At 70.6% G+C, this 26,081-nt stretch carries 23 protein-coding genes and 1 pseudogene; 20 read left to right on the forward strand and 4 right to left on the reverse strand.

Going from position 1 to position 26,081, the window contains the following annotated elements:
* The first annotated feature begins 30 nt into the window (after positions 1 to 30).
* The 3 genes from FREUN1FDRAFT_RS12540 (at position 31) to FREUN1FDRAFT_RS12550 (ending at position 3,856) form a co-directional block, all read left to right on the forward strand.
* Complete coding sequence (locus FREUN1FDRAFT_RS12540) at positions 31 to 939, forward strand: amidohydrolase (RefSeq protein WP_006540417.1); 909 nt, start codon at positions 31 to 33, stop codon at positions 937 to 939.
* Positions 936 to 2,624, forward strand: a complete 1,689-nt coding sequence (locus FREUN1FDRAFT_RS12545) for a thiamine pyrophosphate-dependent enzyme (protein WP_006540418.1) — start codon at positions 936 to 938, stop codon at positions 2,622 to 2,624. The genes FREUN1FDRAFT_RS12540 and FREUN1FDRAFT_RS12545 overlap by 4 nt, the downstream gene beginning before the upstream one ends.
* Positions 2,625 to 2,794: 170 nt before the next feature.
* Positions 2,795 to 3,856, forward strand: a complete 1,062-nt coding sequence (locus FREUN1FDRAFT_RS12550; RefSeq protein ID WP_006540419.1) for an Ldh family oxidoreductase — start codon at positions 2,795 to 2,797, stop codon at positions 3,854 to 3,856.
* A gap of 72 nt (positions 3,857 to 3,928) precedes the next feature.
* Here the strand turns inward: FREUN1FDRAFT_RS12550 and FREUN1FDRAFT_RS12555 are convergent, their stop codons facing one another.
* Positions 3,929 to 4,336 (reverse strand): cupin domain-containing protein, encoded by a 408-nt coding sequence (locus FREUN1FDRAFT_RS12555; protein ID WP_006540420.1) that lies wholly within the window; start codon positions 4,334 to 4,336, stop codon positions 3,929 to 3,931.
* A gap of 213 nt (positions 4,337 to 4,549) precedes the next feature.
* On the opposite strand from FREUN1FDRAFT_RS12555, the gene FREUN1FDRAFT_RS12560 reads away from it, so the two are divergent.
* The 14 genes and pseudogenes from FREUN1FDRAFT_RS12560 to FREUN1FDRAFT_RS12625 all read left to right on the forward strand — a co-directional run bounded on the left by FREUN1FDRAFT_RS12560 (position 4,550) and on the right by FREUN1FDRAFT_RS12625 (position 18,373).
* On the forward strand, positions 4,550 to 5,146 hold the full coding sequence (locus tag FREUN1FDRAFT_RS12560) for a hypothetical protein (RefSeq protein WP_063745300.1): 597 nt from the start codon (positions 4,550 to 4,552) through the stop codon (positions 5,144 to 5,146).
* Complete coding sequence (locus FREUN1FDRAFT_RS12565; protein WP_006540422.1) at positions 5,143 to 6,285, forward strand: ABC transporter permease; 1,143 nt, start codon at positions 5,143 to 5,145, stop codon at positions 6,283 to 6,285. Before FREUN1FDRAFT_RS12560 ends, FREUN1FDRAFT_RS12565 begins: the two co-directional genes overlap by 4 nt.
* A 166-nt stretch (positions 6,286 to 6,451) precedes the next feature.
* A complete protein-coding gene (locus tag FREUN1FDRAFT_RS12570; RefSeq protein WP_157474693.1) occupies positions 6,452 to 7,588 on the forward strand; it encodes a substrate-binding domain-containing protein in 1,137 nt (378 codons plus the stop codon).
* A gap of 26 nt (positions 7,589 to 7,614) precedes the next feature.
* Positions 7,615 to 9,609 carry a sugar ABC transporter ATP-binding protein gene (locus tag FREUN1FDRAFT_RS12575; protein ID WP_232295163.1) on the forward strand — a complete coding sequence of 665 codons (1,995 nt, stop codon included), beginning with the start codon at positions 7,615 to 7,617 and terminating at the stop codon, positions 9,607 to 9,609.
* 170 nt (positions 9,610 to 9,779) lie between these two features.
* Positions 9,780 to 10,709, forward strand: coding sequence for a LysR family transcriptional regulator (locus FREUN1FDRAFT_RS12580; RefSeq protein ID WP_006540425.1), 930 nt, complete (start codon positions 9,780 to 9,782; stop codon positions 10,707 to 10,709).
* Positions 10,710 to 10,869: 160 nt separating this feature from the next.
* Complete coding sequence (locus FREUN1FDRAFT_RS12585) at positions 10,870 to 11,796, forward strand: VOC family protein (protein ID WP_006540426.1); 927 nt, start codon at positions 10,870 to 10,872, stop codon at positions 11,794 to 11,796.
* A complete protein-coding gene (locus FREUN1FDRAFT_RS12590; protein WP_006540427.1) occupies positions 11,793 to 13,280 on the forward strand; it encodes an NAD-dependent succinate-semialdehyde dehydrogenase in 1,488 nt (495 codons plus the stop codon). Before FREUN1FDRAFT_RS12585 ends, FREUN1FDRAFT_RS12590 begins: the two co-directional genes overlap by 4 nt.
* Positions 13,281 to 13,293: 13 nt before the next feature.
* Positions 13,294 to 14,097 (forward strand): fumarylacetoacetate hydrolase family protein, encoded by an 804-nt coding sequence (locus FREUN1FDRAFT_RS12595; protein WP_006540428.1) that lies wholly within the window; start codon positions 13,294 to 13,296, stop codon positions 14,095 to 14,097.
* Positions 14,097 to 14,462 (forward strand): annotated as a pseudogene (locus FREUN1FDRAFT_RS12600) (VOC family protein); the annotation flags it as partial. The gene FREUN1FDRAFT_RS12595 and the pseudogene FREUN1FDRAFT_RS12600, both read left to right, overlap by 1 nt.
* 114 nt (positions 14,463 to 14,576) lie before the next feature.
* Positions 14,577 to 15,380 (forward strand): alpha/beta fold hydrolase, encoded by an 804-nt coding sequence (locus FREUN1FDRAFT_RS12605; RefSeq protein ID WP_006540430.1) that lies wholly within the window; start codon positions 14,577 to 14,579, stop codon positions 15,378 to 15,380.
* Positions 15,377 to 15,838, forward strand: coding sequence for a heme-binding protein (locus tag FREUN1FDRAFT_RS12610; protein WP_006540431.1), 462 nt, complete (start codon positions 15,377 to 15,379; stop codon positions 15,836 to 15,838). Before FREUN1FDRAFT_RS12605 ends, FREUN1FDRAFT_RS12610 begins: the two co-directional genes overlap by 4 nt.
* Positions 15,831 to 16,928, forward strand: coding sequence for a hypothetical protein (locus FREUN1FDRAFT_RS12615; RefSeq protein WP_006540432.1), 1,098 nt, complete (start codon positions 15,831 to 15,833; stop codon positions 16,926 to 16,928). Before FREUN1FDRAFT_RS12610 ends, FREUN1FDRAFT_RS12615 begins: the two co-directional genes overlap by 8 nt.
* 117 nt (positions 16,929 to 17,045) lie before the next feature.
* Positions 17,046 to 17,369 carry a helicase associated domain-containing protein gene (locus tag FREUN1FDRAFT_RS12620; RefSeq protein ID WP_006540433.1) on the forward strand — a complete coding sequence of 108 codons (324 nt, stop codon included), beginning with the start codon at positions 17,046 to 17,048 and terminating at the stop codon, positions 17,367 to 17,369.
* 95 nt (positions 17,370 to 17,464) lie between these two features.
* Positions 17,465 to 18,373, forward strand: coding sequence for an alpha/beta hydrolase family protein (locus FREUN1FDRAFT_RS12625; RefSeq protein WP_006540434.1), 909 nt, complete (start codon positions 17,465 to 17,467; stop codon positions 18,371 to 18,373).
* A 265-nt stretch (positions 18,374 to 18,638) separates the two neighbouring features.
* Here FREUN1FDRAFT_RS12625 and FREUN1FDRAFT_RS12630 read toward each other — a convergent pair whose 3' ends face one another.
* Complete coding sequence (locus tag FREUN1FDRAFT_RS12630) at positions 18,639 to 19,958, reverse strand: MFS transporter (RefSeq protein WP_232295165.1); 1,320 nt, start codon at positions 19,956 to 19,958, stop codon at positions 18,639 to 18,641.
* Positions 19,959 to 20,038: 80 nt separating this feature from the next.
* Positions 20,039 to 21,265, reverse strand: a complete 1,227-nt coding sequence (locus FREUN1FDRAFT_RS12635; RefSeq protein ID WP_006540436.1) for an FAD/NAD(P)-binding oxidoreductase — start codon at positions 21,263 to 21,265, stop codon at positions 20,039 to 20,041.
* Between the two features lie 381 nt (positions 21,266 to 21,646).
* On the opposite strand from FREUN1FDRAFT_RS12635, the gene FREUN1FDRAFT_RS12640 reads away from it, so the two are divergent.
* A complete protein-coding gene (locus tag FREUN1FDRAFT_RS12640) occupies positions 21,647 to 22,633 on the forward strand; it encodes an LLM class flavin-dependent oxidoreductase (RefSeq protein WP_006540437.1) in 987 nt (328 codons plus the stop codon).
* Positions 22,634 to 22,700: 67 nt separating this feature from the next.
* On the opposite strand, the gene FREUN1FDRAFT_RS12645 is transcribed toward FREUN1FDRAFT_RS12640, so the two are convergent.
* Entirely contained in the window at positions 22,701 to 24,242 is a 1,542-nt protein-coding gene (locus FREUN1FDRAFT_RS12645) for an acyl-CoA synthetase (RefSeq protein WP_006540438.1), read from the reverse strand.
* 73 nt (positions 24,243 to 24,315) lie between these two features.
* On the opposite strand from FREUN1FDRAFT_RS12645, the gene FREUN1FDRAFT_RS12650 reads away from it, so the two are divergent.
* The gene (locus tag FREUN1FDRAFT_RS12650) at positions 24,316 to 24,672 is read left to right on the forward strand and encodes a hypothetical protein (protein WP_006540439.1); all 357 of its coding nucleotides are present in this window, start codon (positions 24,316 to 24,318) and stop codon (positions 24,670 to 24,672) included.
* 68 nt (positions 24,673 to 24,740) lie between these two features.
* Positions 24,741 to 26,078, forward strand: a complete 1,338-nt coding sequence (locus FREUN1FDRAFT_RS12655; RefSeq protein ID WP_035951404.1) for an acyl-CoA synthetase — start codon at positions 24,741 to 24,743, stop codon at positions 26,076 to 26,078.
* Positions 26,079 to 26,081 lie beyond the last annotated feature (3 nt).

Consider the following 26,081-nt stretch of genomic DNA (forward strand, 5'->3'; position numbering starts at 1 on the left):
TTCCCCCATCCCGAATCGAGGACGCCACAGATGTTCATCGTCGACTCGCAGATCCACGTCTGGCTCGAGGAGACCCCCGACCGGCCGTGGGTGCCCGGGGCCCGCGAACGGATCCGTCTCAACGGGCACCGCGAAGAGGCGTTCAGCTACGAGGAGGCGCTCCGGCTGATGGACGACGCCGGGGTCAACCGCGCGCTCATCCTGCCGCCGTCGTGGGAGGGTGACCGCATCGACTACGCCCTCGAGGCGTGCGAGGCACACCCGGACCGTTTCGGGATCATGGCGCGGATCCCGCAGAACAAGCCGACCGAGGGCGCGGCGATGATGCGCGACTTCGCGCAGAACCCGTACGTGAAGGGCACCCGGCTGACCTTCCACCGGCCGATCGACCGGAACTGGATGATCGACGGCACGAACGACTGGTACTGGCCGCTGGCCGAGGAGCTCGGCATCAAGACGATGGTGCACGCGCCGATCTGGAAGGCCGAGCTGGGCGCGATCGCGGCCCGCCACCCCGGCCTGCGCATCATCATCGACCACATGGGGATCATGGCCCGCTGCGTCGACGACGCCATCGGCTACTGGGTCAAGGAGACCGCCGACCTGCACAAACACCCCAACATCTACGTCAAGGTCTCCGCCATCCCGGGCTACTCGACCCAGCCGTTCCCGAACCTCAACCTCGCGAAGTACGTTCGCGAGATGGTCGACGCGATGGGTCCGCAGCGCTGCTTCTGGGGCACGGACCTGACCCGTCTCATGGGTCACGGCCTGACCTACTCCGACACGATCGCGCAGTTCACCGAGCACTTCGGCTTCACCACCGAGGAACTCGAGTGGATCATGGGCCGCGGGATCTGCGAGTGCCTCGAGTGGCCGATCGAGGACGCCCAGCTCACGGTCGGCTCAGGTGCCGGCGGCGCGGAGGCGGCGTCGTGACGGACCTGACGGACGAGAAGGACCAGAAGGACGGCGGGGAGGCGATCCTCGAGGCCTGCCGGAATCTGGGGGTGGATGTCATCTTCTCCTCGCCGGGCTCCGAGTGGGCGCCGGTGTGGGAGGCGCTCGCCCGGCAGGAGAAGAACGGCACGCCTGGGCCGCGCTACCTCGATCTGCTGCACGAGACCCTCGCCGTGGCGATGGCGACGGGGTACGGGCTGGTTACCGGCCGACCTCAGATGGTCCTGCTGCACGCGGTTCCCGGTCTCTTACAGGGTGCCTGCGGCATCCACGGCGCGCTGCTGGCCAATGTCGGAATGGTCGTCTGCTCCTCCGAGTCGATCACCTATGGCGAGACCGAGACCGATCCCGGCTCGCAGTGGTACCGCAACCTGTCCATCGTCGGCGGCACGCAGGCGGTCGCCGCGCCCTTCGTCAAGTGGTCCACCCAGGTCGGCAGCGTGTCCACGCTGTACGGCTCCGTGGTCCGGGCCGCCGAGATCGCGCGCCGGGGGCCGGCCGGTCCGGTGTACCTCAACGTCCCGGTCGAGGTCCTGCTCGAACCATGGAAGCCTGCAGCGACGGCCATCCGGCCCGTGGCCCTGCCTGGCAGCCGGGTCAGCACCGAGCGCGATCTGGCCGAGGCCGCCCGCCGGCTCGTCGCCGCCGAGCACCCGGTCATCGTCACCGAGTCGGCCGGCCGGCATCCCGACGGCTTCGCCGCGCTGGTCGACCTCGCCGAGCTGCTCTCGATCCCCGTGATCGAGCCGCAGTCAGCGGTGTGCGCCAACTTCCCGCGCACCAGTGAGCTGCACCGCGGCGGCGACGGCGGCGCGCTGTTCGCCGAGGCCGACCTGATCGTCCTGGTCTGCTGCCGTGCGCCCTGGTACCCGCCCAGCAACCGCCCCGCGGACGCCGAGGTACTCGTCGTCGACGACGTCCCGCACCGTCCGTACAGCGACTACCAGGTGCTCGTCGCGGATCAGTACCTGGAGGGCGATGTCGGGCCGACGCTGCGAGCGTTGGTCTCGGGCGTCAAGGAGCTCGGTGTCGACGACGAGCGGGTTGCCGCCCGGCGCGCGGTACTCGCCGCTCCCCGACCGGCACGGGCCGCGGCCGGCGACGGTCTCGACGCCGCGGCCGTGGTCAGGGAACTGCGCGACCTGATCGACCCGCGAGCGGCCGTCGTCGACGAGACGATCACGCACAGCAGGGCCATCGCGCAGCATCTGCGGGCCGAGGAGCCGGGCCGGTACTCCTACGTCCAGGGCGGCCTCGGCCAGGGGCTTGGCGTGGCGCTCGGAGTCAAGCTCGCCGATCCGGATCGTGAGGTCGTCCTCACGATCGGCGACGGCTCGTTCCTCTACAACCCGATCGTGCAGTCCCTCGCGGCGTCGCGCGCTCTCGGCCTCCCGCTGCTGGTGGTGGTCTTCAACAACCGGCAGTACCGGTCGATGAAGCTCAACCACCTGCGGTTCTACCCGCAGGGCACAGCGGTCACCGAGGGCGACTTCCGCGGTGTGGACCTCACCGACCAGCCCGATCTGGCCTCCCTGGTCACACCGTTCGAGATGGCCGGGCACACCGTCACCAACCCCGACGATCTACGCCCCGTCCTCGAGGCGGCGCTGGCGAGCGTCCGGGCCGGCGTCACCGCGCTGGTCGACGTGCATCTCCCGCTGTAGCCGCCCGCCGGCCGGGCGAAACCGGGCCACAGCCTCGGTCCCGGCCCGTTCGCTCCGTGTTCGTTCACTCGGCCTCGTCGCCGTCCGTCCGGCGCGCGTTCACCGGACGGACGGTGTTGCGAGCTTCGCTGTCATCGCCGCCATCGCTGCCTGAACCATCGGAGGTTCCCATGCCTGCCCCCCGCACCATCGTGCCGGACAAGGCGTTGCGCACACTCGTCAGTGACATCTTCGTCGCGGCCGGCACCAGCCGGGAGCACGCCGACACGATCGCGGACGTCCTGGTGTGGGCGAACCTGCGTGGTGTCGACTCGCACGGAGTCTCCCGCATCCCCCGCTACCTTGAGCTGTTCGAGAAAGGCGAGGCGAACCCGCGGCCCCAGATCGCGGTCGACGAGCTGCGGTCGGCCGTCGCGGTGATCGACGCGGACTCCGCCCCCGGCCCGGTGGCGCTGTCGATGGCCATGCACCAGGCCGTCAGCATGGCCCGGTCGAGCGGTATCGCCTGGGTCGCCGTCCGCGGAACCGTGCACACCGGCGCGATCGGCTACTACACCGAATGCGCGGCCCAGTACGGGATGGCGGGCCTCGGCATCGTCGCCGGCGTGCCGAACATGGCCTACACCGGCAGCACCGGTGCCGGTGTGGCGACCAGCCCGCTGTCCGTCGCGGTGCCCGCGGGCCGCCATCCGATCGTCCTGCTCGACATGGCGACGGCGGTCATCGCGCTCGGCCGGATCGCCCAGCACAAGAGCAGCGGGCGGCCGCTGCCCGAGGGCGCCGCCCTGACGAAGGACGGCCGGCCCACCACCGACCCGGCCGAGGCCGCCGTGCCCCTGCCGATGGGCGGCGCGAAGGGCGCCGGGATGTCGCTTGTCTTCGAGCTGCTGACCAGCGGCCTCACAGCCAACCCGATCGTCAGCTCGTTCCACGGCGGTACCCCGGAGGGCCGGCGGCACCGGCAGAACGCAGCCCTGCTCGCCGTGGACATCTCGGCGTTCCTGCCCGTCGACCAGTTCCGGGGGATCGTCGACGAGACGGTCGACGCCATCAAGAGGCTGCCCGCGAGCGACCCGTCCGCGGAGATCCTCGTCCCCGGGGAGCGGGGCACCCGCACGTTCGCCGACCGGCTCACCGGCGGCATCCCCCTGCCCGTTCCGATGGTCACCAAGCTCTGCGACCAGGCCGCCGCGCTCGGTGTGGCAATCCCGGACGGTGTGCGCCCGGTCTGACCGCCCCCGCCCGGAAACACATCGCCCTCCTGGTCGCCATGGCGTCCAGGAGGGCGGGAACGGTGTGACGGCTCAGTCGTTGACCATCCTGTCGGCCTCCGACAGATGCTCGACGGTCTGGCCGGTCGCCATGAAGGTGCGTGTCACGAACGCCGAGTCGTAGACCCACAGAATCGTCATCGGGACATCCCCGATGTTGCGGAAGAGATGCGGAATTCCGGCCTCGACATAGGTGGTGTCGTAGGGTTCCAGCGTGGTCAGCTCACCGTCGATCTCAACTTCGGCGAGACCGCTCAGCAGCGTCACGTGCTCGACGCAGTTATGCGTGTGCAGCGGCGCTCCGGAGCCCACCGGGTAGGTGCTGATACCGGAGGTCAGCGTTATTTTCTCGATGGCGCTGGACCTGGTAATCAGCGGTATCGTGCGCACAGCGCCACCGCGATCGAGGCGCGTAACGTTCCGCGTCCTGATGATCGTCATCTCGAGTCCTCAGCTCTCTCTGTCAAGCCCCCGAACAGCCCGGGATCGTCCAGGTTGAGGTTAGGTGGGTCGGTCACGGGCCACGATCGCCGATCCGGAACTCTAATGTTTCGGGGTCTTCACCAACAGGCATCGGACAGCTCTGGACACAACGTCGAACGTTCATCATCGTTACCCCAATCACAACTTTCGCCATGGTCGACATCGAGGAGGATGTTCGTGCGACTCAAGCCGCTGGAAACACTGTCCCCCCGGCAGGCGGAGATCAGCGATCGAATCACCAGCCGGCGCGGCGGCACCCGCGGTCCTTTCCTGGTCTGGTTGCGCAGCCCCGATCTTTGCGAGCGGGTCGAGGCACTCGGCGCGTTCTGCCGGTTCGAGTCGGCGCTGCCGCTGAAGCTGCGGGAGCTCAGCCTGCTGATCGCCGCCCGTCATTTCGACGCGCAGTATTCCTGGAACGCGCACGTCGACAAGGCCGCGGACGCGGGCGTCGACCGCGCGGCGCTGGAGCGCCTCGCCCGCCGCGAGGACCCGGCCTTCACCGACCCGGACGAGCAGCTGCTCTACCAGTTCGCGACCGAGGTCCTCACCGAGCACTTCGTCAGCGACGAGACCTTCGCCGCGGGCCTGGCCACGTTCGGCGAGCAGGGGCTCGTCGACCTGATCGGCAGCCTGGGCAACTTCTCGATGCTCGCGATGCTGCTCAACACCTTCCAGGTCGACCTTCAGAAGGACCGCACCAGCCCGTTCCCGGACATCTCCGGCTTCACGCGGGTCGCCCAGGTGTCGAACGGGGCGCCGTCCGCATGAGCATGGCGTCGTCCCTTCCGGGCATCCGGTCACCCCGGCGGTCCGCGTCGTCCACCGACCGGCAGGGCACGGCTGTGCTCAGCCCGGACGAGGAGGCCGCGGACGGTCACGGGCATGCGGACGGCCGCAGGCACGGGCACGGCGAAGGCCACGGCGCGGGACACGGGCGCGGGAGGCGGCCTGGCGGGGGCGCGGGCCTCGGCCACTACGGCGCCCGCTTCGCGGTGCTGGGTGTCTGGCTCATCATGGCGGTCGTCTACGGGATCGCGGTGCCGGAGACCTTCCTGACCTCCGGCACCGCCAAGACGATCTTCGGAAGCCAGCAGGCCCTCGTCTTCCTCACCGCCGCGCTGCTGTGCACCATCTGCGTGGGCGAGTTCGTCGACCTCTCGGTCGCCGCCGTCTTCGGCCTGTCCGCGATCCTGGTCCCGGTCCTGAACGTCGACCACGGATGGAACGTGTGGCTCGCGAGCCTGGCGGCGATCGCCATCGCGACGCTGTGCGGCGCCATCAACGGCGCCCTGGTCGTCCGGCTCGGCGTGAACACCATCGTCGTGACGCTGGGGATGGGAACGCTCCTGCTCGGCATCGCGCTGTGGATCAGCAACATGACGCCGATCAGCGGGCTGAGCACGGATTTCTCGAAGATCGCCCTGTTCGACGTGCTGGGGCTGCCCGTGAGCTTCTACGAGGGCGTAGGACTCATGCTGGTCTTCGCCTACGTGCTGATGCTGACGCCGCTGGGCCGCAACATGCGGTTCGTCGGCGCCAACCGCGAGGTGAGCCGGCTCGCCGGCATCCGGGTCAACCGCGTGCGGTTCGGCGCCTTCACGACGGCCGGCGCGATCAACGGTGTCGGCGGTGTCCTGGCCGCGGCGGCGACCGGCGGGTTCGATCCGACGGTCGCCAACAGCTATCTTCTGCCGACCTTCGCGGCCACGTTCCTCGGAACCGCGATCCTGCAGCCGGGTCGGTTCAACCCGCTCGGCACACTCATCGCCGTCTACTTCCTCGCCACCGGCATCCTGGGCCTCCAACTGCTCGGCGTGGCCGCCTGGATCTCGAACGTCTTCTACGGCGGGGTCCTCATCGTCGCCGTGACGATCTCGACGCTGTTGCATGCCCGATCCGGGAGCTGACCGACGCTCCTGGGGTCTGTGACCCAGTCCCGGTTCCGCGACCCCTACTTCCCGCTCAGTCAGTCCCGTAGCCGCGGCCGCGGGAGTCTCCGCCTGGAGGATGAAAGTGATCACTACCGCACGTGCGCCGCGATCGGCCACCCGGTTTCGCCGGCAGCGATGGGCCATGCTGGTCGCCGCCTTAACCGCGGCGGGCTTACTGGCCGGCTGTGGCTCGGACTCCACCGACAGCGACGGCGCGTCCACGGCCGGCGGTGGGGCCAGCACGGCCGCCGGTGACCTGGCCGCCAAGGTGACGGAGCTGAGCAACCCGCGGAAGACCCTGCCGATCCCGACCGACGAGGTCGAGGGCATCGACAAGCTGCGCGGCAAGACGGTCTACTACATTCCGATCACCCAGCAGGCCCCGGCGCTCACGGTCACGGCACGCGCGCTGACGTCCGCGCTGTCCTCGGCCGGCGTCGACGTCCACGTCTGCAACGGCAACTCCAACCCGTCGGACATCACCTCCTGTGTGAACCAGGCGACGGGCGCGGGCGCCGCCGCCATCATCACCGACGCGATCCCCTACGCTCTGGCCGGCAACGCTCTCGGCGCCGCCCAGAGCAAGGGCATTCCGGTACTGATCACGAACCAGATCCCCGACTCCGCCCACCCCGCCAGCGACAGGCTGGGCTACATCGAGGGCGCCGGCAAGGCCCAGCAGCGTGCCATCGCCGACTGGATCATCGTGGACTCGGGCGGAAAGGCCAACGTCGTCATCAACGGCAGCACGGACTCGCCGTCGACCCAGGCCTATGTCGCCGCCGCGCAGGAGGAGTACAAGGCGCACTGCCCGGACTGCGAGGTCAAGGTCAACAAGATCTCCTCGGCGAACTTCAGCCTGATCGCGTCCTCGACCAGCTCCGCGATTCTCACGACCCCGGGTGTCGGCTACGTGGTGTCCGAGTTCGAGCAGTACCTGCAGCCGACCCTGAACGGGGTCCAGCAGTCGGGCAAGGCGTCGTCCATCCGCGGCGCGGCGGGATCCGCTCAGATCACCGGCCTGCAGATGCTGGCCTCCGGGAAGTTCCTCCACGTCGACTCCGGCCAGGCCAACGTGTTCCAGGGCTGGGTCGACGCCGACGCGGCCATCCGGATGATGCTCGGTCTGCCGCTGCCCGAGTACGAGATCCCCATCCGGCTTTTCACCCGGGACAACGTCAAGGACATCACGGTCAGCAGTGAGGCGGAGGCCACCGGCGAGTGGTTCGGCCCGACGGACTTCCCGGCGAAGTTCCGCGCGCTGTGGGGACTGGGTTGACCGTGAGGGCAGCCGAATCGAGTGCGGTGACGGTGCCACGGCTGCGGATCGACCGGATCTCGAAGACGTTCGGCCGCGCCCGGGTCCTGCGCAAGGTCGCGCTCGATCTGCACCCGGGTGAGATCCACGGCCTGATCGGGCAGAACGGCTCCGGAAAGTCGACCCTGGCGAAGGTGCTCACCGGATACCACGCGCCTGATCCGGGCGGCCAGGTCCTCGTCGACGGCACCCTGCTGCGGCTACCCATCCGCCCGCTCGACGCGCGCGCGCACGGGCTGGCCGTCGTCCATCAGAGTCTTGGCCTGGTCAACGACTACTCGGTGGTCGAGAACCTGCGGGCCGGCCGGCTGCGCGCCAGCCGGTTCTCCCGGCGGATCGACTGGAAGCACGAACTCGCCGAGGCCCGAGAGGTCCTCGATCGCTTCGGTCGCTCCGTGCCGCTGGAGGCCAAGGTCGGGTCCCTGCCTGAGGAGGACAGGGCGACCGTGGCGATCGCGCGGGCGATCCAGGACGCACGGGAGGGATCCGGGCTGATCATCTTCGACGAGTCGACCAGGTCCCTTACCCGGCGCTCGTTGGAGCGCTTCTACGAGATGCTGGACGAAGTGGTGTCGTCCGGGACAGCGGCGCTCGTGATCACCCACCGGCTCGAGGAGGTCGTCGACGCGGCCGACCGGGTGACGGTGCTACGCGACGGGTGCGCGGTCGAGTCGGGCCTGCCCACCGCGGGCCTGCGAGAGGCCGATCTCGCCGAGCTCGTGGTCGGGCATCGGGCCCAGGCCGCCCGCGACGTGCCCACCCACCGGTTGGGGCGTGGGCCGGCCATCGTCGAGACCGAGGACGCCGGCGACTCACCCGAGATCTCCGGCACCGCTGACGGCTCTGCCGCTCATGAGGTCTCCGACAACGACAGGTCGGAAGGCCCCGACGGCACCGTGCCCGCCGACAGCAGCACGCCCGCCGACAGCAGCACGCCCGCCGGCGGCACCAGGCCGGCCACGATCAGGCTCACCGGAGTCTCGGGCAAGGTCCTGGATCAGGTGGATCTCCGTATCGAACCCGGGGAGGTCCTCGGCGTCACGGGCCTCGCCGGGTCCGGCTACGAGGAGCTTCCCTACCTCGTCGCCGGGGCACGTCCCGCCCGGGCCGGCAGGTTCACCGTCGGCACCACCGATCTGGATCTGACGGAACTCGACACCCAGCGGGCCATCGCGGCCGGCGTCGCGCTCGTTCCCGAGGGGCGCGAGCACGCGGGGCTGGCATTCGAGCTGTCGATCGCGGAGAACATCGCGCTGCCGCGATCCCAGGGGCACGGCAGGTGGAAACCGGTGAACCGCGGCGCCGAACACTCGATGGTGCGGCACTGGATCGGCGCGCTTGATGTCCGGCCCCCCAGGCCGTCGATGCCGGTCGGCAAGCTGAGCGGCGGCAACCAGCAGAAGGTCCTGCTCGCCAAATGGCTTGCCACCCACCCACGGCTGCTGGCCCTGCACGAGCCAACGCAGGCGGTGGACGTCGGAGCGCGGCAGACGATCGTCGAGACGATCAGGTCGGCGGCCGCCACCGGCTGCGCGGTGCTGGTCGCGGGCTCCGACGAGAACGAGCTGGCGCTGCTGTGTGATCGGGTGCTCGTCCTGCGCGACGGCGCGGTGGCCGAGGAGCTCACCGACCGGATCTCGCCGGACGCGATCGTGGCGGCGACCTTCGCCTCGGCCGCCCGCCAGGCTCTCCGCCCCTCCGCCCGCGCACAGGCGGAGGGCGTCGCTGCCACCGACAGCGATACCGCCGCCCCCGCCGGCGGTATCGATGACAGCGCCGTTGTGCCCGACGGCGCCGTTGTCGACGACCGTGACAGCATCACCAACAGTGACACCACCACAGTCGACGACACCGCGAGTGCCACCGAGAACGACTCCGCTACGGCCGGTGACACGGATAGTGACACCGCCCGCAGCGAGAGAACGGACAGCGGCGATGCACCGGCATCCGCGTCGGCGGCGAGCCTGACCGGCGCCGGGTAACCCGTTTCAGGGCGGGCCCGACCGGGACGACGCCGGCCCGCATACCGCTGGGAAACGAATCTCTCACCGACCGCGACCCTGCTCTTGTCACGGTCGGTGAGAGGTTTACGACCAGTCCGGTCGGGCGTTACCATCGGAACCTTGTCTCGGCGAAAAAAGGGATTTCACAGATGGATCGCCTGACCGTAATGCGGAGCTTTGTCCGGGTCGCCGACGAAGGTAACTTCAGCCGTGCGGCACGACAGCTGAACATCTCGGGATCGCTGGTCTCCCGCCATGTCGCGGAACTCGAGAAACAACTCGACATTCGACTCGTGAACCGCACTGCGCGGGCCGTGACCCTGACCGCCGCCGGCCGGCGCTACCGCGACTTCGCCGACCGCGTGCTACAGGAAATGGATGCGGAGGACGCCGCACTCCGCGGCCTGCGGGAGCGAGTGGAAGGGCCACTGGCAGTAATCTGTCCGAAATGGATCGGAAATCTCGACCTCGGCGAGGCGATCGCGGACTTCGCCGTCGACCACCCGAAGATTCATGTGCGATTCGAGGTCGGCGGAATGTCGGACCGCCCGTTCGAGTTTCTCGACCAGGGCTATGACGTCGCCTTTCACACCCGGGATCTGCGCGACTCGACCATGCTGATCCGGAAGCTGGCGGACATCGAGTACGTGTTGTGCGCCGCACCGGAGTACCTGGCCGCACGACCGCCGCTCAAGGATCCCCAGCAGCTCGCCGAGAACGACTGCCTCATTCACCTCAACGACCCGATCTGGCACCTGCGTGGGAACGGCCAGGAGATCCATTCGAAAGTGCCGACGGCGGTCTACTCCTCGAACAGCTATCTCACACTGCGCAAGGCCGCCGTCCGCGGCCGGGGCCTGGCGCTGATGCCCATTCGCACCGTTTCCGCCGATCTCGCGAGCGGGCTGCTCGAACGAGCCCTTCCGGACTACCAGGGGCCGGCCCGGTCACTCTATGCAGTCCATTCACCCGGGGCGCACACCCTGCGCAAGGTCCGGGTTTTTCTCGACTACATCACCGCGTGGTTCACGCGGAACCCGATGACGGTCAGTTCAGCCCAGCTGAGCAAACCGGCCTGAACCGAGCTGTACCAAGCCGGCTGTGCACCCGGATCCGCATCATTAGCCTTCGCCGTGCGCACAGTCGGGAGGATGGTTCGACCGGTGCCGCAGCCCTAGGCTCACCGTATCGGCGTGGGGCAGCAAAGTCGCACGTTTCCAGCTGAGGAGCAATGCACCCGTGACGATCCTGCGTATCGAACGCGCCGTCTACGCGGTCGACGATCTACCCACCTGCACAAGGTTCTTCCGGGACTTCGGCCTCACCCTGTCAGCCGCCCACGATGACGCGGACAAGAACGAGGACCGGGCCGTGTTCACGACCCTGAGCAACCAGGCTGTCGAGCTCCGCCGGTCCGACGACCCGTCCCTTCCTCCGCCGGTCGAGCCCGGACCCACGATCCGCGAGGTGGTCTGGGGTGTCGACACTCAGGAGAACCTCGACCAGCTGGTCCGCGACCTGCGGGCAGACCACGAGGTCCTGGTGGACGCCGCGGGTGTGGCGCATCTGTTCGACGAGACGGGCTTCGGCCTGGGGCTCGCCGTGGCCGCCCCCGCCAAGCCGCCGGCCGTCGAGATCCCGGTCAACCGGTTCGGCGCCGTCGGGCGCTGGAACCGGGGTCTCGACCCGTTCACACCGGTGCGCCCGCTGCGCCTGTGCCATGTGGCGTTGAACATTCCCAAGAAGGGCTGGGAGAAGGCGGTCGCGTTCTACACCGACCGGCTGGGTTTTCGCATCACCGACCAGGTGCTGCCGATGGGAACGTTCATGCGCTGCAAAGGCGACTTCGACCAGCACACCTTGTTGTTGTGCCACCGGCCCGACCGCGCCGGAATCAATCACACCTCCTACGAGGTGAACAGTTTCGACGACGTCATCCTGGGTGGAAACCAGATGATCGAGGCCGGCTGGCGCGAGGCCAGGCGGCTCGGCCGGCATACCGTCGGGTCGAACGTCTTCCGTTTTGTTCACGCGCCGTGCGGCGGCCGGGTGGAATACGCGGCCGACATGGACCGCGTCGACGACTCGTATGCGCCCCGAACGCACGAGGTCACCCCGCCGCACCACCTCTGGACGCTGCAGACCAACAGGGAGAGTGCACAATGACGACGCAGCCGGGCATTTACGAGGTGCCCGAGCCGGTTGCGGTCCCGACCGACTATCCGAATCTCGCGCTGCACATCGACGGCCGCTGGACCGACGGCAGCGGCGACCGCCGCGAGGCCGTCATCAACCCGGCCACCGGCACGCAGCTGGGCAGTGTTCCGCTGGCGGAGAAGGCCGACCTGGACGCCGCGCTCGCGGCGGCCGCCCGCGGCTACCGGATCTGGCGCGACACCCCCGTCGAGCGACGGTCGAAGATTCTGCACCGGGCCGCGGACCTGCTGCGTGAGCGCGCCCCGCGGATCGGCCGGGTGATGACCCTCGAGCAGGGCAAGGCACTGGCGGAGGCCGTCGGTGAGGTCCAGCGGGTGGCAACCCTGCTCGACTGGGACTGTGAGGAAGGCCGCCGCGCCTACGGGCGGATCATCCCCGTCGGGCCCGGTGAGACCCTCACCGTGCGCCGCGAACCGATCGGCCCGGTCGCCGCCTTCACGCCCTGGAACTTCCCGGCCGGCAGCCCCATGCGCAAGATCGCGGCCGCGCTGTCCGCCGGGTGCTCAATCGTGATCAAGGCCTCGGAGGAGGTGCCCGCCACCGCCTGCGCGCTGGTGCGGTGCTTCGAGGAGGCCGGGGTTCCGGCCGGGGTCCTGAACCTGGTCTTCGGCGTCCCGGCGGAGGTGTCCGAACATCTCATCGCCTCGCCGACGATCCGGTTCGTCGCGTTCACCGGGTCGGTGCCGGTCGGCAAGAAGCTCGCCGGGCTCGCCGCCGCGGTGATGAAGCCGACGATCATGGAGCTGGGCGGGCACGCCCCGGTCATCGTCTGCGACGACGTCGATCCGGCGGCCGCGGCCGCCGCCTGCGCCCGCGGCAAGTACACCAACGCCGGCCAGGTGTGCACCTCACCGAGCCGCTTCTTCGTGCACGACAGCATCCACGACGAGTTCGTCGACGCGTTCGTGAAGGCCTCCGACGCGATCGTGGTCGGGGACGGTTTGGCGCCGGGTGTCCAGATGGGCCCGCTGGCCAACGAGCGCCGCCGGGCCGCCGTCCGGCACCTGGTCGACGACGCCCGCGACCGCGGGGCAGCCGTGCTGACCGGCGGCGAGGACATCCCCGGCCCGGGGTACTTCTACCGCCCGACCGTGCTGGCGGACGTACCCGCCGACGCCGAGATCCTGCGGGACGAACCGTTCGGCCCGGTGGCGCCGGTGATCCGCTTCCGCGCGCTCGACGACGCGATCGCGCAGGCGAACGCGCTCCCCTACGGCCTGGCCGCCTACGGCTTCACCCACCGGGCGGACACCGTCGCCCGGCTCACCGACGCCTTCGAGGCCGGGATCCTGTCGATCAACCATGTGGGCGGGTCCGTGCCGCAGGCGCCGTCCGGGGGCTTCAAGGAGAGCGGCCACGGGCGCGAGGGTGGATCCGAGGGCCTGGACGGCTACCTGGTCACCAAGCGCGTCTCGCACCGGCTGGCGATCTGATGCGGGCGATCTGATGCGATGGTGCCGTTTCGAACGCGGTGGCGTGCCCAGCTTCGGGATCATCGTCGACGAGCAGGTCTGCCCCGTCGACGGTGACCCGTTCGCCGGGCACCGGCCCAGCGGCGAGCCCGTGGCGCTGGCCGAGGTGCGGCTGCTGGCGCCGGTGGTGCCCCCGACCTTCTTCGCCGTCGGCCTGAACTACGCCAGCCACATCGAGCACGCGCGGGAGCGCGGCTACGCGCTCGCGGTGATGCCCGAGCGCCCGGAGATCGGTTACCGGGCCAACAGCGCACTGATCGGGCACGGCGAGGCGATCGTCAGGCCCGCCGACTGCAGCGGCCGGCTCGAGACCGAGGGCGAGCTGGTGGCGGTGATCGGGCGCCGGGTGCGGCACTGCTCCCGCGAGCAGGCCGTCGACGCGGTGTTCGGCTGGACGATCGGCAACGACGTCAGTGCCCGGGAGTGGCAGCGCAGCGACCGCACCCTGTGGCGGTCCAAGAACAGCGACACCTTCAAGCCGATGGGTCCGTGGATCGAGACCGACGCCGACGCCCTGGCCGCCACCACCACGGTCAGCCTGGACGACACCGAGGTCGCGCGGTTCGCCACCGGAGACATGATCTTCGATCCCTACGACTACATCCGCGAGATCTCCCGCTACATCACGCTCATGCCCGGCGACGTCCTGTGGATGGGCACCGAGTCCGTCGTGGCGATGGAACCGGGCCAGACCGTCGGCGTGACGATCTCCGGCATCGGCACGCTGAGCAATCCGGTGGAGCTGGAGAAGTCGTCAGCAGCGGCCGAGGAGAAATGATGAGCAACCGACCCGCCTATATCCATCACGTCAACTTCCCGACCACCGACCCGGAGCGCACGAAGGCCTGGTACTCGAAGGTTTTCGGCCTCAAGGCGATCACCCCGAAGAGCAACACCAGGGTGGTCCTGATGACCCGCGGGAACTTCGACCTGCATTTCACCCCGGTCGAGGAGATGGACCGCATGTCGCCCTACCACTTCGCCATGGAGGTGGAGGACTGGGACGGCTTTCTCGCGCATCTGCACGAACTGGGCGTCCGGCACACCCGGCCCATCGAGCGACCCGAGAACAACTCGAAGTTCTGCTACATCCACGACCCCGACCACACCATGATCGAGATCGTCTACCACGGCAACCGCCCCGGGGCCGGTGGCGGTGCGCCGCCCCGCCAGGCCGCCGCACCCGCGCCCACACCCGCGGCCGCACCCGCCTTCACCGACGATTCCGCCGACTCCGCTGCCAAGGGAGCGTGACCCATGCCCACCACGACGTCCTCGGACGGCACCGGGATCTACTACGAGGTGCACGGCAGCGGCCCGGCCGTCCTGTTCGTGCACGGTTCGGGCGGGCACCACGCCGCCTGGTGGCAGCAGGTTCCCGTGCTGCGCGACCGGTTCACCGTCATCACCCTCGACCTGCGCGGTTTCGGCCGTTCGGACTCCACCATGGACGAGTTCGACAGCCGGGCGTTTCCCGACGACATCACCGCCGTTCTCGTCGACTCCGGGGTGGAGCGCGCGGTGCTGGTCGGGCAGTCCATCGGGGCCGCGGCCGCGCTGCGGGCCGCGCTGCGCCGGCCCGGCCTCGCCGCCGGCGTGGTGCTCGCGCACTCGCTCGGCGGCATCGACCATCCTGACCTGGCCGAACGGGTCCAGGCCGACCGGGCCGAGGCGGTGAAGCTGCCCGTCCTGGACCGGCTGCTCACTCCCCGCTTCCAGACCGAGGAGCAGGAGAAGACGTTCCTGTTCCGGCAGATGGGCACCTTCAACACCGCGAAGATGGCGGACCTTCGCAATCTCAACACCGACGGTCCGACCGTCGCCGAGCTCGTCGGCTCCGGCATTCCGCTCTGTTTCCTCGCCGGGGAGAACGACGCGGTGCTGCGCCCGGACACCGTCCGCGCCGCGGCGGCACTCCTCCCGAGCGCGACGCTGGAACTCGTCCCGGCCGCGCCGCACTCGATGTACTGGGAAGCGCCCGACCTGTTCAACGCCGCCCTCATCCGCTTTCTGGAAAAGGCGTACGCCACGGAGCTCGCGACCGCTGGAGCGTCGGCATGACCCTGCTGTTCAGTGATGCCCGGACCCTCGTGAACGACGCCCGGGAACGCGCGCTCGAACTGGGCAAGGCGCTGAGCATCGCCGTCGTCGACTACGGCGGCTTCACCGTTCTGGTGGAGCGGATGGACGGCGCCCGGCCCATGACGCCGGCCATCGCCCTGTCGAAGGCCTATTCGGCGGCCGTCATGCAGCGGCCGACCGAGATGCTGGAGAACTGGCGCCAGTCCGACCCGGTCTTCTTCACCCAGGTGGGACGGATGGGACAGCATCCCATCGTCGCCACCAAGGGTGGCTACACCCTCAAGCGGGACGGCGCGATCCTCGGCGGGATCGGCATCTCCGGTGGCAGCCCGGACGAGGACCAGCAGATCTGCGAAGCCGTCGTCGCGGCCGCCGGCTTCGCCGTCGACTTCCCGGCCTGGGCCGGGGCACGCCGGGAGGCGAACGGACATGGCTGACGACTTCAAGTACCACATCGACCACCACGCGAGCCTGCTGCCACCGGCCGAGCTGGTCGAGACCCGGGCGGCACAGCTGCGCGGAGCCGTCGACGGTGCGGCGCTGCTGGCCGCCGAGGAGACCGCGATCAGCCAGGCGCTGCTCGCCCAGCGCCGGCTGGGCCTGGCCGCGCTCAGCGACGGGGAGTTCCGCCGGCGCAACCATCTGTCCGTCGTCTACGACGGGATCGCCGGGTTCACCGACGAGCCGCTCCCCGGCGGCGCGTTCGCCGACCTCGTCGGCATCGCGCACGCGCCGGAGGTCCGCGGGTTGACCGATCGCCCGGTCGGGCAGGGCCGGCTGGCCAAGCACGAGGCCGACTACCTGCTGTCCGGCACCGACCGCCCGACGCTGGTGGCGCTACCGTCCCCGGGCTTCCTCGCCGAGCTGACCGGAGGCGTCGCCCTCACCGGCGGTGCGGCCGGGCAGGTCGAGCAGGTCGGTGCGGATCTCGCGCGGATCCTGGGCGCGGAGATCGCCGCCCTGGCCGCCGACGGCATCCGTTACGTCCTGCTGACCAACCCCGCGTACACCTTCCTGCTCACCGAGCAGGGGCGGTCGCAGGCCCGATCGCACGGCATCGACCCGGACTCGACCATCGAACGGATGTCGCAGGTCGACGCCCAGGTCCTCGCCGGCCTGGAGACGCCGGCGGAGTTTCGCGTCGGCCTCGACATCACCACCACCGGCGCGGTCGGCGGTGGCTACGACCCGGCTGCCGTCGAGCGGTTCCTGAGCGGTCTGGGATTCGGCCGGCTGTGCGTCGAATACCCGGCGGCACCCGCGGAGCGTTTCCCGCTCGGGCAGCTGCCCGCCGGGCTGGTGGTGTCACTCGGCATCGTCGACGTCGACGACCCGGAACTGGAGTCCGTCGACGAGCTGGTCGGCCGGATCGACGACGCGGCCACCCTGATCGACGTCGACGACATCGCGATCTCGACGAACGGCGGGTTTCACGCCACGACCGTGCCGCTGGACGCGGCACACCAGCGCGCGAAGCTGCAGCGGGTGGAGATGGTCGCCCGCTACTTCTGGGGCAACGAGCTCTGACCGCCCGCCCGGCGGGGGCGGATCTCGCCTCCGCCGGGCACGTGCGACCTGTCGAACTGCGGGCATGCAGGGGGAGGAGAGTGTTCGGCAGAAGCTGCCGGCAGGAAGGTCAGCACTGTGAACAACGAACCGCAGATCGCCGCCGCGGATCGCGCCCGGCGCCGCGAGCGGCTGGAACACAGCGTCCAGCAGCTGTCCGATGCGCAGGTCCAGGCCGATGAGGACGAGTTCCACCTCGGCCTGGCGGCACTGCGCGAGTTCAGCCACAGCCACGGCCACACGCGGGTCCCGGACGGGCAGCTGGCGCCGAGCGGCTTCCCCCTCGCGACCTGGGTCGCCGGTCAGCGCGTGGCGCACCTGGAGGATCGGCTCCCACCGGAGCGACGGTCCGCGCTGGAACGGATCCCCGGCTGGCAGTGGGAGCCGGCCACGCAACGCTGAACGGGCCGCGCACCGAGGAACCGGCGCCACGGCGCAACGGCGGACCACCGCACCGTGGTCGCGGTGGTCCGCCGCGTGATGAGAACATCCGCAGCATGGGCCTGAGCAGGCGTGCGCTGCTGATCGCGACCGTGACCGCGGCCGGTGGTCTTCCCACGGCCTGCGGGACGGATTCCCAGTCCTCCCGCGGCCTCCCCGTCAGTGATCCCCCACGCTCGGTCGGCACTCCGGCCGCGCCCGTTTCGCCGCCTGCATCGCATTCCACGTCCACGTCCGGCGCCGCGGCGACCCGTGGTCCCGTGGAGGTGCGTCGGACGAGGTTCACGAGCACGGCGCGGGGCCGTGAGGTCGGTCTGGCGGTGGTCGCTCCGCGCGTCGCGGACGGGCTGGGGGTCTGCCTCGTCCTGCATGGGCGCGGTGACGACGCTGCGCGGGCCGTCTCCCTGCTCGGGCTGGACAACCAGCTCGGCACGGTGCTCGCGGCCGGGGTGGCACCGTTCGCGCTCGTCACCATGGACGGCGGGGAGACGTACTGGCACCGCCGGGCCTCCGGTGACGACCCGGAGACGATGATCCTCGACGAGGTCCTGCCGCGGCTCGACCAGCTGGGCCTGCGTACCAGCCGGATCGCGGTGACGGGCTGGTCGATGGGCGGTTACGGCGGGTTGCTGCTCGCGCACCGTCACCCCGAGCTGGTCGTCGCCGTGGCCGCGAGCAGCCCGGCGATGTGGCATTCCTACGGTGCCAGCGCCCCCGGCGCGTTCGACTCGAAGGCCGACTTCGGCGCCCACCCGGTGCTGGGAACCGAACCCGCACCAGGCGTGGCCTACCGGATCGACTGCGGCGAGTCGGATCCCTTCATCAGGGTCTCCCGGGAGGCCGCTGCGACGCTGCGGGCGCAGGAACAGAACTTCGGGCCCGGCGGCCACACTCCCAGCTACTGGCGTTCCGTCACGCCAGCCCAGCTGACCTTCGTCGGTGCGGCGCTGGGCCGCGCCGCCTGACCGCCGCGAACCGGGACACCCATGTCGGGCGGAGCCACGATCCGCCCCTGGCGGCCTCGGCCTGCTCGGCGGTGGGAGCACCGAGCAGGCCGAGGAGTCAGTTGGTCGGGCGTCGCCGTCGGGGCCGCAGGTGCCGGGATCGACAAGGGTCCACCGTCGGCGCCGGGCCTTCGGCGCCGCTGTGCTGTCCCTGTGCGACGCCTGTGAGATAGGCCGATGCCAGGTCGGAAGGGGGCCGAAACGCCTGTCCAGCAGCCCCTCCCGGCTAACCCGCGGCGGGCGCCGACGTCGTCGCGGGCGGCAGGCTCGCCGTGGTCGGCAGCGCCACGGGTGAATCGGGACCAGGTGGCGCGGGTGAATCAGGTGACGCGGGCGAGGTGGCCGCGGCGAGGACGCCGGTGAGCGCCGCGATGGCGCAGGTGAGCCCGACCACCGCCCACATGGTCGTACGCAGGCCGACGACCTCGGCCACGCCGCCGATCAACGGCGGCCCCGCGAGCCAGCCCGCATAGCCGAGCGACCCGACCAGTGCGATCGCCGGCCCGGCGGGTGCCCCGGCGCGGGTCGCCCGACGTCCCGCCTCGGAGAACGCCGCCGGGACGACACAGGCGAGACCGGCGCCCAGCACGGCGAAGCCGACGATCCCCAGCGTGGTGCCCGCCGGCGTCCCACCGAGTCCGAGGGCGCAGGCGAACACGACGCCCGCGGCCAGCGCCAGTGGCCGGATCGTCCGCCGGACGCCGTGGGCCTCCACCACCCGGTCACCCACCAGCCGTACGCCCAGCATGCAGGTCATGTAGGCGACCAGGCCCACCCCGGCCAGGCCGGGCGACGCACCGGTCACGTCCGTCAGGTAGACCGCGCTCCAGTCCGCCGCGATTCCCTCGCCGAGGAAGCTCGCGAACGCGACCACGCAGAGCGGGACGAACGGCACCACCCACCGCACCGAAGCCCGGAGCTCCGCCGAGCGACGGTGCCTGCGCGGCGAGGAGCGAGGTGCCGCGACGGCGCGGTCACCGTCCAGCATCCAGCCGGTCGCGGGCAGGGCGACGGCGAGCCCGGCCGTGCCCAGCAGAGCGGTCTGCAGGCCGAGCGGAAGATCGAGCGCCGCGGCGCCCGCGCCGAGGCCCGCGCCGACGAGCGCGCCTCCCGTCCAGGCCGCGTGCACCGTCATCATGATCCGCCGGCCGAACAGCTCCTCGATCATGGCTGCCTGCGCGTTGCTCGCGACGTCGAGCGCACCGCTGAGCGCACACCACACCGCGAGCACCGCGAACAGCGACGGCACCCCGGACACCACCGCCAGCAGCGTGCCCGCGGTGCAGTAGCCGATGAGTGAGGCGACGACAATCCGCCGGCTGCCCAGCCGCCTGACGAGGGCGCCGGCAGCCCACAGCGTGGCCAGCGCACCCACCGGCCCGCCGAGCAGGGCCAGGCCCAGCTCACCGTCGGACAGGCCGAGGTCGCTGCGGACCTGGGGGATGCGCGGCGCCCAGGCGGCGAGGACCAGCGCCAGCGCGAAGTGGGTCACCATCGTCGCGGCCCTCGCCCGGGCCAGCACACGCTGGTCGGAAGTGTCCTTCACCGACCTACTTTGACACCCTGGTTCCTACCGGGAAACCTTGATCCGTCCCGGTACCGGAAACTCGTGAACTGCCCGCGCGTTCACGAGCCGAGGCCGCGAAGCATCAGGTTCCAGTAGAAGGCCGGCAGGCCGTAGCGCTTGAGCAGGTACATGTCGCGGCGCGCCCGGGTGGTGTCGATCACCGGGATGCTGGGGCGTGGCTGCAGCGCGTAGTCGAACTCGGCGAGGACCATCCGGTCGCGGGCGGTCACGATCGGGCAGGCCGTGTAGCCGTCGTAGCGGGCCCGCGGCTCGCGGCCGTCGAGCAGGGCCACCAGGTTCGCCACGACCACCGGTGCCTGCTTGCGGATCGCCGCACCGGTCTTGGACGTCGGCAGGCCCGCCACGTCACCGAGCGCGAACACGTCCGGGTAGCGGGTGTGCCGCAGGGTCGCCGGGTCGACGGTGACGTAGCCGCCGGGGTCGTCCGCTCCCGCAAGCGGGCCGGACCTGATCCAGTCCGGGGCCTGCTGCGGCGGCGTGACATGCATGAAGTCGTAGTCCAGCTCGGTCATGCCACCGGCGCCTCCGGTCGCGCCCGCGGCCATCTCGTGCAGGACGGCCTGGCGGCGCTCGGGACGGACCTCCACCAGCTCGGTGGAAAGCCGCAGGTCCAGGCCGTAGCGCTCGACCGCGGCCTCCAGCGCCGGCAGGTACGCCGCGACCCGGAACAGCGCGGACGCGCCGAAGGCGAGAACGATCCTGATGTCGCGGGCGACACCGGTCCGGTACCAGTAGTCGGCCGCCAGGAAAGCGATCTTCATCGGCGCCCCGCCGCACTTGACCGGCGTTGACGGCATCGTGAACACGGCCGTCCCCGACCGCAGGTTGCGGATGAAGTTCCAGGTCGCCGGGGCGAAGTCGTAGCTGTAGTTGCTGGACACGCCGCCGCGGCCCAGCGTCCGTTCCAGCCCGGGGACGGCGTCCCAGCGCAGCTGCAGGCCGGGCGCCACCACCAGGAAGTCGTAGGCCACCCGCCCGCCGCCGGCGAGCCCGACCGTGTGCGCGTCGGGGTCGATCTCGGCGGCCGCGTCGCGGTACCAGCGCACACCGCGCGGCAGGACGTCCTGCTCCGGTCGGGCGGTGGGCTCCACCGGGGCCCGGCCGCCGCCGACCAGGGTCCACATGGGCTGGTAGTAGTGCGTGTTCGACGGTTCGATCAGCGCGACGTCGGTGACGCCCGCCCGGCGCAGCCGCGCCGCGACCGTGATTCCCGCCGTCCCGCCGCCGACGATCAGTACTCGGTGCCTGCCTGTGCTGCCACTCATGGTGGACCTCCCGATCCCGCGGGTACCGAGTCGCTCCTCTGCCCGTCCACTCGCTCGGTCCGACGCTACGTTCCGGATGCGCACAGCGACGTCGGCCGCCCGCCGTAGTGGCGGACAAGGCACCCGGACGGGCCGGGCGGGCCGGACAGCTCAGCGGCCGCGGTACGCCGGGTCCGCCGCGTCGGTGGCGACAACTGGTGATCTTCGTGTGCCGTCGGACCGAGCACCGGCCCGGCCTCACCCGGACCACTCCGACGGGACCGCCGCCGCTACCAGGGTCACGAATTGTATGTATTATCCGATCTTGCCGGTCGTCCCGTCCCCCGACCAGCTCCGCTCCTCGACCGACCTCTGGACGCGTCAGGCCCACAGGGAGTCCCAGTGTTCACGATGCGTTTCGACCTGCGCGCGCCGGCCATCGGCGCCCCGGCACCGCAGCTGTACCAGACGGCGTTGGAGATGGCCTCCTGGGGCGAGTCCCAAGGATGCCTCGCGGTCACGGTCTGCGAGCATCACTCGTCGCCCGACGGCTACCTGCCCGCACCACTCACGCTCTGCGCGGCGCTGGCCGCCCGGACCACCACGTTACCGATCTTCGTCGCGGCACTGGTGCTGCCGCTCTACGACCCGATCCGGCTCGCCGAGCAGATGGTGGTGCTCGACATTCTGAGCAACGGCCGGATCTCCTATGTGGCGGCCGTCGGTTACCGGCCGGCCGAGTACGAGCTGTTCGGGGTCGACTTCGCCCGCCGCGGCAAAATCGCCGAGGAGAAGCTGCGGCTGCTGCTGCGGGCGAAGTCCGGCGAGCCGTTCGAGCATGAGGGGCGCCGGCTGCAGGTCACCCCGCAGCCGGTGACCGCGGGCGGCCCGACGCTCTTCTGGGGCGGTGCCAGCGCCGTGGCGGCCCGCCGCGCCGGCCGCCACGGCCTCGGCTTCTTCGCCCAGAAGGCTGCCCCCGGCCTGCAGCAGGCCTACGAGCAGGCCGCTCAGGAGGCGGGCCACCAGCCCGGCTTCGCTTTCCTGCCACCGCCGGACCTGCCGACCACCGTGTTCGTCGCCGAGGATGTCGACCGGGCGTGGGAGGAAATCGGCCCGCACCTGCTGCACGACGCCGTCAGCTACGCCAGCTGGAACGAGGCTGATCAGCGCACCGATACCACCACCGCCAGTCTCTCCTTCGCGACGACGGTGGACGAGCTGCGGGCCGAGAACCGCAGCCACCGCGTCATGACCGTCGAGGAGGCGGTCGAGCTGGCCCGCGGCGGCCAGACGATCAACCTGCACCCGCTGGTGGGCGGTCTGCCCCCCGAGATTGCGTGGCGCTACCTGCGGATCGTCGCCGACAGGGTGATGCCCGCCCTCGCCTGAGCCCGGCGCGGAGGCCGCACACAGCGTGCGCTGCTCAGCCTCCGCGCCCAGCTGCTGCAGGAGCGGATCAGCCGCGGAGGGCCTTCTTGGCCATCTTGCCGGTCGGTGTGCGCGGCAGCTCGGTCACGAAGTCGAACCTGCGCGGGATCTTGTAGGAGGCGATCCGCCCGCGCAGGAACTCCGTCAGCTCGGCCGCCAGGTCGGGTCCCGGCGCGACGCCCCCGGCGGGCTGCACCACCGCCCGGACGGATTCGCCCATCTCCTCGTCGGGCATTCCGACGACGGCGACGTCGAACACCTTGGGGTGCAGGACGAGACTGTCCTCGATCTCCTGCGGATAGATGTTCACGCCGCCGGAGATGATGAGGAACACCTTCCGGTCGGTGAGGTAGAGATAGCCGTCGGCGTCGAGATACCCGATGTCACCTGTCGTGTTCCAGGTCGGGTGGTCCGGATGCCGTGCCTGGGCCGTCTTCTCCGGGTCGTTGTGGTATTCGAACAGCGGGTCGTGGCGTTCGAAGTACACGGTCCCGGTCTCGCCCGGCGGCAGCGGCGTACCGTCATCCGCGCAGATGTGCAGGATGCCGAGCGTCGCCTTCCCGACCGTTCCCGGCCGGTGCAGCCATTCCTCGCTGCTGGCGAGCGTCGTGCCGATGGCCTCGGTGGCGGCGTAGTACTCGTGGAGAATCGGGCCCCACCAGTCGATCATCGCCTGTTTCACCGTGACGGGGCACGGTGCCGCGGCGTGCACGGCGACCCGATGGCTCGACAGGTCGTACTGTTCCCGCACCCCGGCCGGCAGCTTCAGCATTCGGACGAACATCGTGGGCACCCACTGGCTGTGCGTGACCCGGTGGCGTTCGATGGCGGCCAGCGCGGCCTGCGCGTCGAAACCGCGCATCAGGACGACGGTTCCGCCGACCGCGTGGATGACAGTGGAGTACCGCAGGGGCGCCGCGTGGTAGACCGGCGCGGGAGACAGGTACACGGTGTCGGCGTCGAAGCCGTACATCCGCGGGAGAAGCTCGGTGTAGAGGTCGCCCGGCTCGTCGACCTGCCGTTCCGGCAACGGCTTCTTGATCCCCTTCGGCCGGCCGGTGGTGCCCGACGAGTACAGCATGTCGGCCCCGCGGGGCTGCGCCGGCAGCGGCTCCGGCGAGGCGCCCGCCAGCGCGGCCTCGTAGGAGCCGAAGCCGCCCGGAAGGGATCCGCGCGGCTGCGCCTGCGCACCGAACATCAGCCGGAGGTCCACGGCGGGCGTGTCCCTGACGACGGTGGCGGCGACGTCCCGCAGCGCGGCCGAGGCGATCAGTACCCGCGCCCCACAGTCGTTCACGATGTAGCTGATCTCGGGCACCGCGAGATGCCAGTTCACCGCGGTGATGTAGAAGCCTGAACGCACCGCCGCCCAGTACACCTCGTAGGCCTGCGGAGTGTTGTCCGCCAGCAGCGCGAGATGGTCGCCCCGCCGGAAGCCCGCGTCGTAGAGATAACGGGCTAACCGTAGTGAATTGTCCTCGAGCTCACGGTAGGTGAGCCGCTCCCCCGTCTCCGCGATGATCACAGCCGGTTTGTCGGCGAACCTCGCAGCGAACGTTCCGGGATACATCGACTCATTCTCCTCCACGTCGTGATCTCCCCCGCCGCCATTGTCGCCGTCCGTCGGAGCACCAGCCCGCCCCTTGCCCACACCTGTCACCTCCGGGCCGGCCGGTTCCGAGTCCGGTCACATCCAGGTCGCGGTCACATCCGGGCCCGCGATCATCCTGCGCGTCGACCCCGGGTCGCGGCCCTGGGTCGGGCCCACGGTGCTCGCCGGCGCCACCGACGTCGCCGGCCACATCACCACCCACGCCGTCCGGTTCGCCCGCCTGTGCGGCACCGCCCTCGTCAACGGCGCGGCCGGTGTGCTCGCCGCGTCGGCGGAAGGCGTCTTCGCCGTCGCGGGCTTCATGGTCACCGGCGGGCGCATCGTCGAGATCGATCTCCTGCTCGACCCCGGGCGGCTCGCCGCGCTGCACATCGCGACCGGCCCCTGAGCCCCGAAGACCCGGGCCGAAGCCCGAGGCGCAATGCTCCGAGCCCGGATCGGCCTGCGTGCGTGACAATGAGAAACGTGCTGACTGCGTTGCGCCGAGGCGAGGCCCGGGTCCGGATGTCGGACGTCTCTCTGGAGGGAGATGATCTCGCGGGTGCGGTGGGTGCCGTCGCGCAGCGGGTGCGCGGCCTGCGGCGGATAGCCGTGGTCGCCACCCCGACGCTGGAGACGGTCGTCGCGATCGCCGGCGCCGTCGAGGCCGGCGTCACCGTGGTCACGATCAACCCGCAGGCCGGCGAGACCGAACGGGCGTACGTCCTGCAGGACAGCGCCCCCGACCTGATCCTCGACCAGATCGACCTCACCGCCCGCGCCGCGCTGCCGGCGCAGCCCGCACCGGCGGCCGGCGCGGCGGACCTGCCGGGCGGGCCGGGCGGGGACGAGTCACCCGCCCTGGTCATCTACACCTCGGGGACCACCGGGCCGCCGAAGGGCGCGGTCATCCCGCGCCGCGCCATCGCGGCGAACATCGACGCGTTGGCCGACGCCTGGGCATGGACACCCGAGGACGTCCTCGGGCATGCCCTGCCGCTGTTCCACGTGCACGGGCTCGTGCTCGGGACGCTCGGCCCACTGCGCCTCGGGTCCGCGCTGCACCACACCGGGCGGTTCGCGCCCACCCCGGGCGGGACGCTGTACTTCGCGGTGCCGACCATGTGGTCACGGGTGCCGGAGCCGGCGGCCTTCTCGTCCGCCCGGCTGCTCGTCTCCGGCTCGGCGGCGCTGCCCGTGCCGGTGTTCGAGCGGCTCGTCGCGCTGGCCGGGCAGCGGGTGGCGGAACGCTACGGGCTGACCGAGACCCTCATCAACACCGCCGCCCGCGCCGACGGCGAGCGCCGGCCAGGCCTCGTCGGCGCACCGCTACAGGGCGTCGAGGTCCGGGTCACCGGCACCGACGAGTTCGGGCCGGTCGAGGTGCGCGGCCCGAACGTGTTCTCCGGGTATCTCGGCAACCCGGCCGCGACCGCGGCGGCGCTGGCGCCCGACGGGTGGTTCGCCACCGGCGACCTCGGCCTGTTCGAGCCGGACGGCCAGTTGCGCATCGTCGGCCGCCAGAACACCGACCTCATCAAGTCCGGCGGCTACAAGATCGGGGCCGGGGAGATCGAGAACGCGCTGCTCGCCCACCCCGCGGTCGCCGAGACCGCCGTCATCGGTGTTCCCGATGACGATCTCGGCCAGCGGATCGTGGCGTTCGTCGTCCCGCACGAGACCGTCGACGCCGCGGTGCTCGTCGACCATGTCGCCACGACACTCGCCCCGCACAAGCGCCCGCGGGAGGTCCGCTTCGTCACCTCGCTGCCGCGCAACCCCCTGGGCAAGGTTCAGAAGAAGCTGCTCACCTGACCG

It is taken from the genome of Parafrankia sp. EUN1f, from assembly GCF_000177675.1.
In the GTDB taxonomy this organism is placed as follows: Bacteria; Actinomycetota; Actinomycetes; order Frankiales; family Frankiaceae; genus Parafrankia.